This window comes from Lacticaseibacillus jixianensis, assembly GCF_003946485.1.
In the GTDB taxonomy this organism is placed as follows: Bacteria; Bacillota; Bacilli; order Lactobacillales; family Lactobacillaceae; genus Lacticaseibacillus; species Lacticaseibacillus jixianensis.
The window spans coordinates 1-14,277 of sequence record NZ_RHOJ01000022.1 but is presented as its reverse complement, the minus strand read 5'-3'; the positions used below and the strand labels follow the sequence as shown (position 1 = coordinate 14,277).

The window sequence follows — 14,277 nt, the reverse complement described above, 5'->3', positions numbered from 1 at the left end:
AGCTAGGCGCTCGGGCGTTGCGCCCCCGGAGCGCGACTACAGGCTGCGGAGGGCTCGCGCACTTAGCGGGACAGGTAGCCGCTACGCATGTCAGCCTGTACGCCATAAATGGCTACAGGCTGAGCATATCCCGGCGCCTTGAAGCCGTTCTTTGGCTTCGAGGTGCAGGGCGTAGCTAGCCACTCCCGCGTTGCGCCCCCGGAGCGCGACTAGGACAGGCTGCGAAGGGGGCGCGACTACAGGCTGCGGCGCGGCGCCCTTACCCACCGCGCCACCCACCCGCAAATTTCAAGGAGGCAACCATGGACACCAAGACAATTAAGCAGTTGATCGCTGATCACCGTGATGATTTTCTCAAGGCGCTGGATGCGATCATGCAGATTCAAAGTGTGAAGGGGGCACCCGCGCCGCACGCCCCGTTCGGCAAAGGGCCGCGGGCCGTGCTGGACGCGGTGGTGAAACTTGGTCAGGAGTACGGGTTTCAAACCGGCATCGTGAACGACGCGATGGCCTACGTGCAGTGGGGCGATGACAACGCCGATTACGTTGGAATCGTCGGCCACCTGGACGTGGTGCCGGCGGGCGACGGCTGGTCGTATCCGCCGTTCAAGCTGAGCGAAAAAGACGGCCGCTTCTTCGGCCGCGGCGTGCTCGACAACAAGGGCGCCAGCATTGCCAGCCTGTACGGCATGAAGCTCCTCAAGGACGCCGGCGTCAAGCTGTCCCGGACCGTGCGGCTGATCTTCGGGTCCGACGAGGAAAGCGGCTCCGCCGATGTCCCGCTGTATTTGAAGCAGGAAAAGGCGCCGCGCTTCGGCTTCACGCCGGACTGCAAGTGGCCAGTGGTGTACGGCGAGCGCGGGATCGTGAACTACCAGATCAAAACGCCGCTGCCGACCGAAACGCTCGACCAGCTCAGCGACATTGTGGGCGACCAGGCGATGGACCACGTTCCTGACGAGCTGACCGTGGCGCTGAACGGCAAGCCGCTGACCGTCAAAGGCAAGCGCACTCCGACCAACGCGCCGGAAATGGGCGAAAATGCGATCACCTGGCTGGCGAAAAACGCCGTCGATGACGACCTGGTCCACGGCCCGCTGAAGGAATACTTCCAGTGGGTGGTTGCCGCCTTGCACGAAAAGCACTACGGTGAGGGGCTGGACATCGCGTTTGAGGACGCCGATTCCGGCAAGCTGATCGTCACCCCGTACAAGCTGACCAAGCAGGATGATGCGATGGTGCTTGAAGTGGCCATGCGTTACCCGGTCACCTATACCGAAGCGGACGTCACGGCCGGCCTAACCAAGGCGGTGCCGGCGGGCAGCACAATCACGGTGATCCGCAGCCTGCCTGGGGTCATGCACGACAAGCACGACCCGTTCATTACGGAGCTGTCCAAGGTCTACGAGGACGTCACCGGCCTGGATGGCACGCCGCTCACCACCACCGGCGCGACCTACGCGCGGGCAATGCCGAACATCGTGGCGTACGGCCCGAGTTTTCCCGGACAAAAAGGCATCGCCCACAAGCAGGACGAGTGGATGGACGAGAAGGATTTGATGTTGAACATGGCGGTCTACATGAGTGCCATCATCGCCATGGGCAACCAGCAGTAAGGAGGAATGGTTATGAGTCAATGGGGCACCATTGCGACCTGGCGCATGGCGCACGAAGGCGTCGTGAAGGCCAGCAAGTTGCTTGCAGCAAACGGCAGCGCCGGGGATGCGGTCGAGACCTTGATCAATGAGGTCGAGGCGTTCCCGTTTTACAAGTCCGTCGGCTACGGCGGGCTGCCGAACGAAGAAGGCGTCGTTGAAATGGACGCGGCCTTCATGGACGGCGACACCCTGGCGCAGGGCGCGGTTGGCGGCATTCAGAACGTCAAGCACGCCGTTTCCGTGGCGCGCGCGCTGAGCCATCAGCACTACAACAGCTTTCGCGTCGGCGAAGGCGCGACCAAGTTTGCGATGAAAAATGGTTTTGAGATGACCAACATGCTGACGGACCGCGCCAAGGCCCGCTGGCAAAAGCGGCTCAAGGAGCTGCAGGCCACGGCCAAGCCGTACGACGGCCACGACACCGTCGGCGCGATCGCCCTGGCCGCCAGCGGCGCCATGGCGTGCGGCACCTCGACGTCCGGCCTGTTCATGAAAAAGGCCGGCCGCGTCGGTGATTCACCGCTGTCCGGGTCCGGCTACTACGTGGATTCGACCATCGGCGGCGCGGCGGCGACCGGCCTGGGCGAGGACATCATGAAGGGCGTATTGTCCTACGAGATCGTGCGGCGCATGGGCGAAGGCGAAACCCCGCAGGCTGCCTGCGACCACGCGGTTTACCCGTTCATCGAAAAGCTAAAGAAGCGCTACGGCAAGGCCGGCGAATTTTCCCTGGTCGCGATGAACAACCAAGGCGAGTGGGGCACGGCCACTAACGTTGAGTTCACCTTCAGCGTCGCGACCGCGGATGCGCCCGCCCGCATCCTGATGGCCAACCCGGGGCCGGATCACACGACTGTTATCGAACCGGTCACTCAAGAGTGGCTCGATGCGTACGAGAAGCGGATCCATGCACCAATTGAGTAAACTTAAGTTAGCACTTAGTTAACCAGGTGAAGGGGGGACAACGGTAATGAAAGCAATTATCATTTTGGATCAAATGCAGGCCGGTCTGGGCGGCAAGGAGCGCGCCGACACGCCGCTGGGCGGCCAGCGCGTGGCCATGGGGTCAGCTGACACGACCGAGAAGGCTCTGGCCAAAAACGCCGGCAAGCTGCTGGGCACGTTTTACTGCGGCACGGCGTATTACACCGATAACCGTGAGTTGGTGCAGCGCAAGTTCACCAAGATGGCCGAGCAGATGGGCGCGGACGTGGTGCTGATTGGCCCGACCTATGACTACCCGGAATTTGCCCAAATGGCGTGCGAGCTGGCGGCCGCGTTTCAGACGCAGACCACGATCCCGGCGATTGCCGCAATCGCCGAGGAGAAAAACGCCGACCTGATCGCGCAGTACAAGGACCAACTGACGATCGTCAAAGCCCCGAAGAAGGGCGGCACCGGGCTGTCTGACGCGGTTGATCACTTGGCGGAAGGGGCCGCGCTGCTTGCGGCCGGCAAAGACATCAGCGAGTTTAAAGCCAACTACTGTTACTAACGCTCAAAGGAGGGGAGTTCTATGCAAAAGAAATTTGAGTCGGTCTTGATGCCGGTAGCCACCAAGCTCGGCAATAACGTGGTGCTGAGATCGCTGCGTGATGGTTTTCTGATCATCACGCCGCTGATCATCGTCACCTCGATTTTCCTGCTGATCGGCAACTTTCCCATTCCCGGCTGGGAGAAGTTTTGGACCGGGGTGCTCGGGCCGCACTGGATGGAGTGGTTCAGTTCCGTTTCCAACTCGGTGTTCAGCTTCACCGGCATCCTGTCGACCATCGGGATTGGCTACGCCTACGGGAAAAACCGCGGGCTGGAAGCCATCCACGCGGCCATTGTGGCCCTGGTCAGCTTTCTGATCCTGACGCCGACCAGTTTCAACGTGGGGAAGACCGCGGTGTCTGCGGTCCAAACCATGTACGTGGGGCCGAACGGGATTTTCCTGGGGATCTTTATCGCAATCTTTTCGGTGGAAATCTACCGGTTCGTCGTGCGGCGCCACTGGACCATCAAGATGCCCGACGGCGTGCCGCCGGCCGTGTCGCAATCCTTCGACGCCCTGATTCCCTCGGCCTTCGTCATCCTGACGTTCTTCCTGGTGCGGGTGCTGTTTTCCCTGACCTCATTTGAGACGGCCTATAACTTCATCTACACCATGCTGCAAGCGCCGCTGAAGCACGTCGGCAATTCCCTGCCGTCAGTGGTCCTGTACAATTTCCTGGCGTCTTTGCTCTGGTGCTTCGGGATCAACGGCCCGACCATCACCAACTCGGTGTGGTCGCCCATCTTCTTTGTCCTCACCCAGGACAACCTGAAGGCCTTCCAGAACCACCTGCCGCTGCCGCACATCTACACGCAGCCATTTATTGATATCTTCACCACGTACGGCGGTGGCGGCTCGACCTTGTCCTTGCTGATCGTGATGTTCGCCGTCTGCAAGTCCAAGCGGATCCGCGAGCTGGGCAAGCTGGCTATTTTGCCCGGGATCTTCGGCATTAACGAACCGATCATCTTCGGCCTGCCCGTCGTGTTGAACCCGATCATTGCGATCCCGTTCATCACGGTGCCGGTGCTCAACACCCTGATCTCGGGGATCGTCATGACCCTGGGCTGGGTACCGCGAACCAACGGGGTGCTGCTGCCGTGGACCACGCCGCCGATCATCTCCGGATGGCTGGCGACCGGGTCCTGGACCGCGTCGGTGCTGCAGCTGTTCGAGCTGATCTTGGGCATTCTGATTTACTATCCGTTCGTCAAGATGCTCGATAAACAGTACCTGGGCGAGGAAGCTGCGGCGATGAAGAAGGAACTTGATATCGATTTCAGTCAAGTTTAAAGCGCATTAACCGTCACTCGGCCGGGCGCGGCGCTGCAGTTAGGGCGTTGCTTCGCCGGTTTCCCTTGACAGAAGACGTTTTCAACAACATACTGAAAATGGTTACAAAATCAAATTAGATGAAGAAGGCACAGTATTTTGGACGAAGATGTCGCACAAACAGCAATGCAAATCATTTTATCCGCCGGCAATGCTAAGTCGACCGCACTTGAGGCGATCGACGCGGCGCTGGCTGGCGATAACGACGGCGCGGTAAAGAAGATCGCGGACGCTAAGGAACAGCTTAACGGCGCGCACAACATTCAGACGTCGCTGATGACGCAGGAAATGAACGGGAAGATGATCCAAAAGTCAATCCTGCTCATTCACGCGCAGGATCAGTTCATGGCCGCGAACACGGAAATCGAACTGGGCGAGCGCATCATCAAAACCATCGCGCTCAAGAATAATAAGTAATCTCACCTGAGAATTGAAGCGGCCGCGTGCCGCTTTTTTCGTGCTCATTGACGCGAGCAAGTGTGAGCACTAGGATGGAAGCGTAACCACAAAAACAAACGAATATAGTTTCAGCAGCGCAAAGGAGTGTTCAAGATGGCTATTGTGAATAATGATTTTACCGATGTCATGACGAACCGCCACTCGATTCGGCAGTTTGAACCCGGGGTCAAGATCGACCGGGCGGAGGTCAAGGCCATGATCAAGGAGGCGACCACGGCGCCGTCTGCGTGCAACCTACAGTCCTGGCATTTCGTCGTGATCGACACACCCAAGGCCAAGGCCGAGCTCAAGGAAGCGGTAATGAAGTTCAACTACCCGCAGGTCGACACGGCCAGCACGATCATCTACATCGCCGGTGACACCCAGTCGCACAAGGTCTACCGTGACCTGTGGAACAAGGTGTACGAGGCCGGGGACATTAGCAAGGAGAAGCTGGAATCGATCTTTAACACCTTCCTGCCGCTGTACGAGCACGCCGACCGCAACTTTCTGACCCTGGACGCCACGCTGGACGGTGCGATGGTGGGGATGCAGCTGCTGCTGGTCGCCCGGGCGCATGGCTACGAGGCCAACCCGTGGTCCGGGGTTGACTTCAAGAAGATCATCCCCGCGGTGGGCCTGGATCCCGCGCGCTACGTGCCAGTGATGGGCATCTCCATCGGCAAGCCGGCGGAAAAGCCGATCGCCAGCCCCCGCTACGACGTCGACCAGCTGATTGACTTCCGGGATTAATTCAAAAAGGTGCGAAGAGTTCGCGCACTTAGCCCGACAGCTAGCCGCTACGCATGTCAGCCTGTACGCCATAAATGGCTACAGGCTGATCATAGCTCCAGGCATTGCCGCTGGTCTTTGGCGGCGAGGCCTGGAGCGTAGCTAGATGCTCGGGCGTTGCGAACTCGTAGCCCAGTTAGGAGAAGGTGCGCAAGGTTCGCGCACTTAGCTGCGAACTCGTAGTCCAGTTAAATGCCTCGGCCCATTACCGAGGCATTTTTTAACCGGCGTGCTAGCTTGTGCGCTGGTCATTGACGAGCCTACATGGCAGCCGCACCGCTTGCCGGTGGGTTATAGTATAACTAAGCAAAAGCAGGAGGCACTCATGGCCAATAACGGGATCGATAACATTCAGATGGCGGAAAAGACGCTGCGAGGTCAGCGCATTGGGCTGGTGACCAACCAAACTGGGGTGGCCAAGGACTTCACGCCTGACGCCCAGGTGCTGGCGGGACTGGGCAGGGTGGTGCGCATCCTGACCCCGGATGCGGCGCTCGTTAAGACGGACACCGCGCCGGTCGTGCGACTGGCCGGACCAACGCTCGCGCCAGCGGCCCTGGCAGGCCTTGATGTGCTCGTCTACGACATGGCCGCGACCGGCGTGCGCTACGACACCAGCCTGGCGCTGGAACTGGCCGGCATGCGGGCGGCGGCTGAGGCGGACGTCCCGTTTGTGGTGCTCGACCGTGTGCTGCCGCTGGGCCGGCTTGATCCCGAAGGCACCCCGCTGCCTGAAGCCCTGGCTGCTGCGCCGGGGACGGCGGGGCTGCCGGCGCTGTACAGCCTGACGCCGGGCGAGCTGGCCCGGTGGGCGAACCCGGCGATCGAGTGCGACCTGCGCGTGGTGCCAGTGACTGGCTGGGATGCGACCGGCACCGTGCTGGAAAATGAGCTGCCCTGGATCGCCCCGGCGCCGGGGCTGGCGAGCCTAACCAGCGTGGCGCTCTATCCGGGTGTGGCCCTGCTGACTGCAGCCAACGTTTCCGTGGGTTGGGGCACCGCGCAGCCGTTTCAGCTGGTCGGTGCCCCGTGGCTGAACGGTGAAAAACTGGTCGCGATGCTGAGCCAAACGCTGGCGGGGCAGAGCGGTCAGGTGCACTACCGCCCGACCCGTTTCACGCCGCTAGCAGGCCAAAACCAGGGCCAGGTTTGCGAGGGCATTCAGATTCACCTGCAGCACCTGTGGCAGCCGCAGCTGTTGAACGTGGGCCTGGACGTCCTGTTTGCGCTGCACGCCTTACACAAAGGAGAGCTCGTCGTTGACGCCAAGCGGCTGGCGGCGCTCACCGGCGTGGTGGATTTATTCAGCCAGGACCTGACGACCCTGAAGGCGGCCAATAAAAAAGCGGGTGCCCAGTTTGCGGAGAAAACGCAGGCGGCCCGGCTTTATCAATAAGATGTGGAAAGTGGCTGAGCCATAAAGCGGTTTTAGCCCAAAACGCAAGCGTCCCTGCATCACGATTCTCGTACTTCAAATCGCGGTGGAGGGGCGCTTGTCTGTCTGGGCAGTGTGGATGGCACGCGACTATGGTTTTTTGCCCTAATCCTTTTAGTTCGTCCCGGCCAGCGCCTTGATCAGCGTTGTGGCCACCGACTTGGGACTCCACGGGTTCTGGCCCGTGATCAGCCGGCCATCTTTCACCGCAAACGGGCGGAACGGCAGCTTTTTCTCGAATAAGGCGCCGCGCGCTGCGGCTTCCTTCTCGTTCAGAAATGGCACGAGGCCGCGCTTTTGCGACAAAATCTCCTCCTGCGTTGTGAAGCCGGTGAGGTGGCGGCCGGCGATCAGGTAGTGGCCCTGGTCATCCCGCAGGTTGAGCAGCCCCGCGATACCGTGGCAGACCGATGTGACGTAGCCGCCGCTTGCGTAGATCTGTTGCGCAATGGTTTGCAGCGCCGCGTTCTCGGGAAAATCGAACATCACGCCGTGGCCGCCGGTGTAGTAGATCGCGGCGTAGTCGGTGGGGTTGATCTCGCCGGGCGCGAGGCTTGCAGTCAGCGCCCGGCGCTGGAAGTCGGGGTCCTGGTAGCGTTCAAGGGCGGCCTGGTCCGCGTACTTCATACCGCGCGGATCAAGCGGGACGTAGCCGCCCTTGGGACTGACGTAATCGAGCTGGTAGTGCGATGAAACGAGGTCCACAAACTCAGTCGCCTCGCCAAGCCACAGGCCGGTGGCTTCGGGCTTCTTCGTAAACTGGGTCGTGTTGGTCAAAACAACGAGGATTTTTTTCAACCGAACTCCTCCTTTAAAAAGGCAGCGTTGTGCCGGCTGGGGCTGGTCATAGTGAGTGGTCAGCGGCTGGTGAGACGTGTGCCCCAATGTATGCGCTTTAATTGTACCGCAATCTGGGAGTAGCGGACAGGCAGGGGAGTCATTCGTGGTAAGGCTCACTTCTCAAGCTTATTTCTTATGCTGACTGAGAACTAGCTTGGCAGTTATCCAGGCCGTAATTCCCGCCGCAAGCGGAAGTACAGTAAATCTCAATTCTGCATTCCACGCTTGAACTTCGGAAATCAAAGCAAATAATGATGTTATTGCGCCCACAATCAATGCAATTAGAATTATTTTACTAAATAGCTCTTTATTCATGATTTGTCCTCCGAAAAATATTCTATAAAGCGTTTACGTAATTGATATACCACATTATGCTTCTAAAGAAGGATTGCTTCAACCAGACAAATTCTTGCAGTGACGAATCAAGAGGGGATGAGGTGTCACCGCGTACTTTACCCCAACCTGATATTAAAAAAGCGGCAAGTAATTCCCGACGCGGGCAGCTGCCCGACGGAATTATTTGCCGCTTTTGATATTCTGATGGGTGCACCCGATCAGTGACTATGTGCGCCAGGCGCCTCTCGCCTGAAGCGTCCGGCAACGCCGCTGGTTTGAAGGCGCATCAAGGTCCAGGCCGCGATGATCAAGACGGCGGCCCAAACGAGCAGGACCGTTAGCGAATGGGTAAAAGGAATCAGCTGGAAGTCTCGGGGGTGTCTGATGACGTCGGTGGCGTTCAGGTAGCCGTTCGGCAGCAGACGCTGAACGTTGAGCGGCACCAGCATCAGCAGCTTGAGCTTGTCGGCGAACATGACCCCGGCAATCACGAAGATGCCGACTAACTGGTTGCGACTGACCAGGCTCAGGCAGAGCGCCAGGCCGGCGATGATCAGAAACCACAGATTGTAAAGGAGCCACAGCTGCAGGAACGCCTGCCATAGGGGCAGAATGACCGGCTTGCCGAATAGCGTGTAGGCGGTGGGAAACAACAGGGTGCCAAACTCGTGGCCGGGAATCAGGGTCAAGATGATGACGCCAATGCCGGATGCTGCCAGCAGGGAGGCATTGATGAGCCCCAGGGTGATGCCGCCGCGGATCAGCGCCTGGCGAAACCGAGTGAGCGGGGCCAGCTGCATGAACGTATCGGTTTCCTCGCGGCGGTCCTTGTAGAAGACGAAGCAGAAGAGCGTCATCGCCATGGCCAAGATGAGGGTGTTCAGCGTCGTGACGTTCTGATTGGACTTGAAGCCGTTGATCCCGAACGCGCTGGCCGCGTTGTTGATGACGGCGGTCATGGCATCCAGCTGCAGCATCCGGTTGCATTGGTGCTTGACCATGTAGGTGAGCTGGGTGACGGCTTGGTCAGGGGAGTCGAACGGCGGATCGGCGATTGAATCGTTGATGGCTTGCTCGGGGTCGTCCTGAATAATGGCCAAAATGCTGCGATTAAAACTGAGATAATCACGCTGCTGAAACTGCCGAAGGATTTTCTTGGCCGTGCGCGTCGCTGGGCTCGTAGGCCGTTTCAACTGCTTATCGTAGGCCACGTTATTGGCGACGCCGTGTTGATAAAGAATGGTCTGGTAGTGGCGCTCCGAAGCCGTGGTGGGCTTGGCGTAAATCGTGTCGGCCGTGGCGCCAGTGTAACTCACACCGCGTGTTCGCACCGTTTCTGCGCGCACCATGGCTGAGCCAATGACGGCCAGCAGGACGATAAACCAGAACAGGTGCAGCAGCCAGGGCTGTTTCTTCCACTCCAGGATCAATTGTGCTTTCATGGTGTCCTCCTTTCCCGGCTACAGCCGCTGCCGCCGGCGCACAATGACGACGCAGCCGCCAAACAGCGCTAACGCCCACCCCAGAATGATGCCGATGCCCGCGCCGATGGAAAAGATCGGCCAACCGGTCTGGTGCAGGATCACCTTGGTGAAGTCGAAATAGCCGACGGGCAGGAACTTGGCCAGCGGGGAGAAAATGCCGCTGCTCAATACTTCCTTAGTGGCGAGGACTAGGACCGCCAAGCCGCCGATCACGTTGATGCCAATATTGCCGGACAGCAGGCTCAGCAGCGCACTCAGCATCATGAGAAACAGGACAGCCGCCACCAGCATGAGGCAAAGCAAGGCAAAAAAGTGGCCGAGGGTCATGATTTGAGCGGTGCGGCCGTCCCCGGAATACACCAGCGGATAGCGCCAAGAACCCCACCCGAAGGTCAAGCCAGCGGTGAGGTAAGTGACCAGACAGACCAAGGCAAAGTTGGGCAGCGCCAGCGCAAGGAAGGTGATCATGCGCGCAACCAGCAGCTTGAGCTTGCCAGTGGGGAGGTTGTTCATGAAGTCGATGGTGCCGTCGTGTTTTTCAGTGGTGAAAAGCTGCCCCAATTCAATGACGAATAGGCCCAAGATGATCAGCGGCGACAGGTGATAAAGGAATTGGAACGGCAGATAGGCCGCCGCCGGGGCGTTGGCCTTGGTGGCGGGCAGCTCGGCGATGTGGTGGGCGACCAGATATTGGTAGAACCTGACTTCCTTCTTGCGTCCGATCAGCGATGGGTCTAGCGGGACGCCAGGATCGCGGATCAGGGTCAAATCGGCCGCGTGACCGGCCTCAGTCTCGCGCAGATTATACTTGGCGTAAGCGAGCAGGGGCTTATTCAAATCATTGATCGATCCCGTGGGCACTGGGCTGACAAGTCCGGCATTGCCCATCACGATGTTCCGCACCAAGTGGACCTGGTCCTGCTTGCGGGCTAAGGTGGCCTTTTGGGCTGCCGAGGGGTGCTTGAGCTTGCTCAGCGCCTTGATCTGGCCGTCGATGGCCACATTGGCGCTGCTGTAGGCTTGCGTTAGCTGCATGCGAGACAGATCGGTAGTGCCCAGCGCGGAGAAGAACGATCCAAGCAGCAGAATGAGGAAGGCGACGAACAATACCACGTTGGTGCTGCTCCTGACGTTTTTCTTCAGGTCGAACGCAATTTGGTCAAACATTGGCGGCCGCCTCCGTCATGAAGATCTGGGTGTACAGGGCCATCATGTCCTGGCCGGTGTTTGCCACCTCGCGGAGCGCTTGGTCCTTCATGAAGAAGACCTGATCGCAGACCCGCCCCACGCTGTCCATTTGGTGGGAAGAAACCAAGAGCGTTTTGCCGGCGGCGCGCAGTCCCCCGAAGATGTGCTCGAACTGCTGAATGCTGGTCGGATCCAGGCCGTTCAGCGGCTCATCGATCAGCATGGTCTGCGCGTCGCTGATCATGTACATGGCCAGCAAGGCGTGTTGCTTCATGCCCAAGGAAAGATTCTTAATGCGCTTGGTGTAGTAGCTTTCCATTTGCAACTGCTTGATCGTCGCCTGAACGTCCACCCTTGAGCGCCACATCCGCTTCACGTACAGCAAGTGATCGCGGACCGTCAGATCAGCGTACAGATGGGCCGAACTTTCCAGAAAAAATAATTGCTTGAGAAAGGCGCTGCGCTGGGTGCGCAGCGAAAGCCCGTTCAGCGTGATGGTCGCGGCCGGCGCAGGCAAGAGACCGCAGAGCAGCTTGAGCAGGGTCGTCTTGCCTGTTCCGTTTGGTGCCACGAGGCCAACAATTTGCCCATCCTCAAGGGTAAAGTTGACATCACGCAAAATGGGTTTGTCTTTAAATGAGAAACTTAATCCAGCAACCGCTAACATTTTAATCACCCCCTTATTTTAATCTAATTATAATTTTTACGGGGGGGGAGAACAAGTGCCTGGCTAAGATTTAACGCGGGAGCTGTGCATCCAATTTTAGTCAGGAGATTACGCCCCGCTACTTACTTGAATGCATGTTTTAGCGCTTACTGGTGTGACTTCGCACGTGCCCCCGCGACGCCAAATGTTTTCTTTTCCCCGCGGCGGCCTGTATACTGAAAACGGATTGAACAAGTTGCCGCTGGGGCTAGCACCTCACCGGCGGCTGCAGTGTCGGCTAGTCAATAAGGAGGGATCCTGGATGAAATCAGCAAATATTGTCTTGATCGGTGACGGGGCAATCGGTTCGAGTTATGCGTTCAACTTGTTGACCAGTGGGGTCGGCGGGAGCCTCGGGATCATCGACGTGAACATGACCCGCGTGCAGGGCGACGTTGAGGACCTGTCCGACGCGCTCCCGTACGTGGCCCAAAAGAGCATCTACGCCGCCAGTTATGCCGACGTGGAGTACGCCGACCTGGTCGTCATCACGGCGGGCGTGGCGCAAAAGCCCGGCGAAACGCGCCTGCAGCTGTTAGCGAAAAACGCGGCCATCATCACCGACATCACCAAGAACATCATGGCCAACCATTTTGACGGCATTATTCTGGTCGCCTCTAACCCGGTCGACGTGCTGACCGAGCTGGTCCTGCGCCTGACCGGCCTGCCGCGCAACCGCGTGCTGGGCTCCGGTACCGCGCTGGATTCGGCGCGCCTGCGCTCTGAGATCGGCCGCCGCTACAACATCGATGTGCGCACGGTCCACGCTTACATCATGGGCGAGCACGGCGACTCGGAATTTCCGGTGTGGGAGTTCGCGACGATCGGCGGCCAGCCGCTGACCGAGTTCGTGCCCCAGGCGCAGCAGGCCGGCGACTTTGCGGCGCTCAGCGACCGCGTTAAGAAGGCGGCCTACTCGATCATTGAAAAGAAGGGTGCGACCTTCTACGGCATTGCCGCCAGCTTGACGCGCCTCACCGCCGCCATCATCAACGATGACCACGCGGCGTTTGCGATGTCCGTCCACCTGCAAGGCGAGTACGGCCTGCGCGACGTGTCGATCGGGGTGCCGGTGATCCTCGGCGGCCACGGCCTTGACCGTATCCTGCAACTCGACCTCAACACCGAAGACCTTGCCAAGCTGACCAACTCGGCGCAGGTGTTGAAAGATAACCTCGCGACTGTCATATAACGGAAGGAATTTCATGCAACTCACTTTTCACGATGTCACATTAACGTTTGAAACAGACGCCGCGGTGTTCTCGCCTCATGGCCTGGACCGCGGCACGGCGGCGATGCTCGAAGCGGCCCACCTGCCGGCCGAGGGTGCCTTCCTCGACTTGGGCTGCGGCTTCGGGTTCGTCGCCACTTTTCTGGCCAAAACCCACCCGGCGGCCCAGTTGACGGCCGTTGACGTCGACCCCGATGCGGTGCGGCTGACGCAGGCGAATGCGGCGGCCAACGGTGTGGCCGTCCGGACGCTGGTCAGCGACGGCTGGGGTCAGCTGAACGGCCAGACCTTCGCGGCGGTGCTGTCCAATCCGCCGTACCACACGGACTTCAAGGTGGCCAAGGGCTTCATCGAAGGCGCCCACCAGCATTTGCAGACCGGTGGTAAGCTGTACATGGTGACTAAGCGCCGGACCTGGTACGAGAACAAGATCAGAAGTACGTTCGGCTTCGTCCAGGTGACCGAGCAAGACGGCTACTTCGTTTTTTACGCGGAGAAGCGCCCTCACCGCAGCGTCGCCAAACCCAATCAGCACGGGCTGTCCAAGAAGCTCGCGCGCAAGGAGGCCAAGCGCCATCAGCATGCAAACCGCCACTGAGATTTTTAACGCCATCATGGCTGACCCGCAAAACGCGGACTTCACCGCAGCCGGGGTCAAGCCGCTGTACAAAATCGACCCGCAGGCCCGGCTGCTCATCATCAGCCAGGCGCCCAGTCGCAAGGCGCAGGAAACCGCAAGCTTCTGGAACGACCCCAGCGGCGATCGCCTGCGCGACTGGATGGGCGTGACGCGCGAGGAGTTCTACGAGTCGGGCCGCATCGGCATCCTGCCGCTGGACTTCTACTACCCCGGCAAGGGTAAGTCGGGTGACCTGCCGCCGCGCAAGGGCTTTGCCGAGAAATGGCATGCGCCGCTGCTCCAGCTGATGCCGCACGCCGAGCTGGCGTTGTTGATTGGCCAGTACGCGCAGCGCTACTACCTGGGCAAACGCCGCCAGAAGACGCTGACGGCCACGGTGCAGCACTACCAGGATTACCTGCCGAAATACTTCCCCCTGGTCCACCCGTCACCTTTGAACTACGGCTGGATGAAGCGCAACCCGTGGTTTGAGGCCAGCGTCGTGCCGGACTTGCGGAGGCGGGTAAGGGAATTGATTTAAGCAAGGTGCGCAGAGTTCGCGTACTTAGCCCGATGACCCGCCTAGTGTGGGCCATTTTTGTATGACGGATTTACAATGCAAGTGCAACAAATTAGCTAAATAGAAAGACTCATAGCCTGAGTCCTTGTAAAATGGAATCA

At 59.3% G+C, this 14,277-nt stretch carries 15 protein-coding genes; 10 read left to right on the top strand and 5 right to left on the bottom strand.

Translation table 11 applies throughout. From position 1 onward, the window contains the following. The first annotated feature begins 302 nt into the window (after window positions 1–302). The 7 genes from EKM85_RS08805 (at window position 303) to EKM85_RS08775 (ending at window position 7,153) form a co-directional block, all read left to right on the top strand. The gene (locus tag EKM85_RS08805; protein WP_125586033.1) at window positions 303–1,616 is read left to right on the top strand and encodes a Sapep family Mn(2+)-dependent dipeptidase; all 1,314 of its coding nucleotides are present in this window, start codon (window positions 303–305) and stop codon (window positions 1,614–1,616) included. Between the two features lie 12 nt (window positions 1,617–1,628). Further along, the gene (locus EKM85_RS08800; RefSeq protein WP_125586032.1) at window positions 1,629–2,582 is read left to right on the top strand and encodes a N(4)-(beta-N-acetylglucosaminyl)-L-asparaginase; all 954 of its coding nucleotides are present in this window, start codon (window positions 1,629–1,631) and stop codon (window positions 2,580–2,582) included. 46 nt (window positions 2,583–2,628) lie between these two features. Further along, window positions 2,629–3,153, top strand: coding sequence for a GrdB-related putative oxidoreductase (locus EKM85_RS08795; protein WP_125586030.1), 525 nt, complete (start codon window positions 2,629–2,631; stop codon window positions 3,151–3,153). 21 nt (window positions 3,154–3,174) lie between these two features. After that, window positions 3,175–4,488 (top strand): PTS sugar transporter subunit IIC, encoded by a 1,314-nt coding sequence (locus EKM85_RS08790; RefSeq protein WP_125586028.1) that lies wholly within the window; start codon window positions 3,175–3,177, stop codon window positions 4,486–4,488. Between the two features lie 138 nt (window positions 4,489–4,626). After that, window positions 4,627–4,944 (top strand): PTS lactose/cellobiose transporter subunit IIA, encoded by a 318-nt coding sequence (locus EKM85_RS08785; protein WP_125586026.1) that lies wholly within the window; start codon window positions 4,627–4,629, stop codon window positions 4,942–4,944. A 135-nt stretch (window positions 4,945–5,079) separates the two neighbouring features. Further along, a complete protein-coding gene (locus tag EKM85_RS08780; protein ID WP_225418969.1) occupies window positions 5,080–5,718 on the top strand; it encodes a nitroreductase family protein in 639 nt (212 codons plus the stop codon). A gap of 364 nt (window positions 5,719–6,082) precedes the next feature. Continuing rightward, window positions 6,083–7,153 (top strand): DUF1343 domain-containing protein, encoded by a 1,071-nt coding sequence (locus EKM85_RS08775; RefSeq protein WP_125586024.1) that lies wholly within the window; start codon window positions 6,083–6,085, stop codon window positions 7,151–7,153. Window positions 7,154–7,306: 153 nt separating this feature from the next. Here the strand turns inward: EKM85_RS08775 and EKM85_RS08770 are convergent, their stop codons facing one another. The 5 genes from EKM85_RS08770 to EKM85_RS08750 form a co-directional block, all read right to left on the bottom strand. After that, a complete protein-coding gene (locus tag EKM85_RS08770; RefSeq protein ID WP_125586022.1) occupies window positions 7,307–7,990 on the bottom strand; it encodes a type 1 glutamine amidotransferase domain-containing protein in 684 nt (227 codons plus the stop codon). Between the two features lie 168 nt (window positions 7,991–8,158). Then, window positions 8,159–8,347, bottom strand: coding sequence for a hypothetical protein (locus tag EKM85_RS08765; RefSeq protein WP_125586020.1), 189 nt, complete (start codon window positions 8,345–8,347; stop codon window positions 8,159–8,161). Window positions 8,348–8,586: 239 nt separating this feature from the next. Continuing rightward, on the bottom strand, window positions 8,587–9,810 hold the full coding sequence (locus tag EKM85_RS08760) for a hypothetical protein (RefSeq protein ID WP_125586018.1): 1,224 nt from the start codon (window positions 9,808–9,810) through the stop codon (window positions 8,587–8,589). A gap of 18 nt (window positions 9,811–9,828) precedes the next feature. After that, window positions 9,829–11,019, bottom strand: a complete 1,191-nt coding sequence (locus EKM85_RS08755) for an ABC transporter permease subunit (RefSeq protein WP_125586016.1) — start codon at window positions 11,017–11,019, stop codon at window positions 9,829–9,831. After that, window positions 11,012–11,707 (bottom strand): ATP-binding cassette domain-containing protein, encoded by a 696-nt coding sequence (locus tag EKM85_RS08750; protein WP_125586014.1) that lies wholly within the window; start codon window positions 11,705–11,707, stop codon window positions 11,012–11,014. The genes EKM85_RS08755 and EKM85_RS08750 overlap by 8 nt, the downstream gene beginning before the upstream one ends. Window positions 11,708–12,008: 301 nt before the next feature. Here EKM85_RS08750 and EKM85_RS08745 point away from each other — a divergent pair, with 301 nt between their 5' ends. From EKM85_RS08745 to EKM85_RS08735, 3 genes are read left to right on the top strand one after another with little or no spacing between them, the layout of a single operon-like run. Next, on the top strand, window positions 12,009–12,938 hold the full coding sequence (locus tag EKM85_RS08745) for an L-lactate dehydrogenase (RefSeq protein WP_125586012.1): 930 nt from the start codon (window positions 12,009–12,011) through the stop codon (window positions 12,936–12,938). A 13-nt stretch (window positions 12,939–12,951) separates the two neighbouring features. Next, complete coding sequence (locus EKM85_RS08740) at window positions 12,952–13,575, top strand: class I SAM-dependent methyltransferase (RefSeq protein WP_125586010.1); 624 nt, start codon at window positions 12,952–12,954, stop codon at window positions 13,573–13,575. Further along, window positions 13,559–14,137 carry a uracil-DNA glycosylase family protein gene (locus tag EKM85_RS08735; RefSeq protein WP_125586008.1) on the top strand — a complete coding sequence of 193 codons (579 nt, stop codon included), beginning with the start codon at window positions 13,559–13,561 and terminating at the stop codon, window positions 14,135–14,137. Before EKM85_RS08740 ends, EKM85_RS08735 begins: the two co-directional genes overlap by 17 nt. Window positions 14,138–14,277 lie beyond the last annotated feature (140 nt).

Bases quoted from the DNA above. Each gene is read 5' to 3' on its own strand.
- EKM85_RS08775 (WP_125586024.1), top strand. From the start codon at position 6,083: ATGGCCAATAACGGGATCGATAACATTCAGATGGCGGAAAAGACGCTG.
- EKM85_RS08765 (WP_125586020.1), bottom strand. From the start codon at position 8,347: ATGAATAAAGAGCTATTTAGTAAAATAATTCTAATTGCATTGATTGTG.
- EKM85_RS08750 (WP_125586014.1), bottom strand. From the start codon at position 11,707: ATGTTAGCGGTTGCTGGATTAAGTTTCTCATTTAAAGACAAACCCATT.
- EKM85_RS08800 (WP_125586032.1), top strand. From the start codon at position 1,629: ATGAGTCAATGGGGCACCATTGCGACCTGGCGCATGGCGCACGAAGGC.
- EKM85_RS08740 (WP_125586010.1), top strand. From the start codon at position 12,952: ATGCAACTCACTTTTCACGATGTCACATTAACGTTTGAAACAGACGCC.
- EKM85_RS08745 (WP_125586012.1), top strand. From the start codon at position 12,009: ATGAAATCAGCAAATATTGTCTTGATCGGTGACGGGGCAATCGGTTCG.
- EKM85_RS08790 (WP_125586028.1), top strand. From the start codon at position 3,175: ATGCAAAAGAAATTTGAGTCGGTCTTGATGCCGGTAGCCACCAAGCTC.
- EKM85_RS08755 (WP_125586016.1), bottom strand. From the start codon at position 11,019: ATGTTTGACCAAATTGCGTTCGACCTGAAGAAAAACGTCAGGAGCAGC.
- EKM85_RS08805 (WP_125586033.1), top strand. From the start codon at position 303: ATGGACACCAAGACAATTAAGCAGTTGATCGCTGATCACCGTGATGAT.
- EKM85_RS08735 (WP_125586008.1), top strand. From the start codon at position 13,559: ATGCAAACCGCCACTGAGATTTTTAACGCCATCATGGCTGACCCGCAA.
- EKM85_RS08760 (WP_125586018.1), bottom strand. From the start codon at position 9,810: ATGAAAGCACAATTGATCCTGGAGTGGAAGAAACAGCCCTGGCTGCTG.
- EKM85_RS08780 (WP_225418969.1), top strand. From the start codon at position 5,080: ATGGCTATTGTGAATAATGATTTTACCGATGTCATGACGAACCGCCAC.
- EKM85_RS08795 (WP_125586030.1), top strand. From the start codon at position 2,629: ATGAAAGCAATTATCATTTTGGATCAAATGCAGGCCGGTCTGGGCGGC.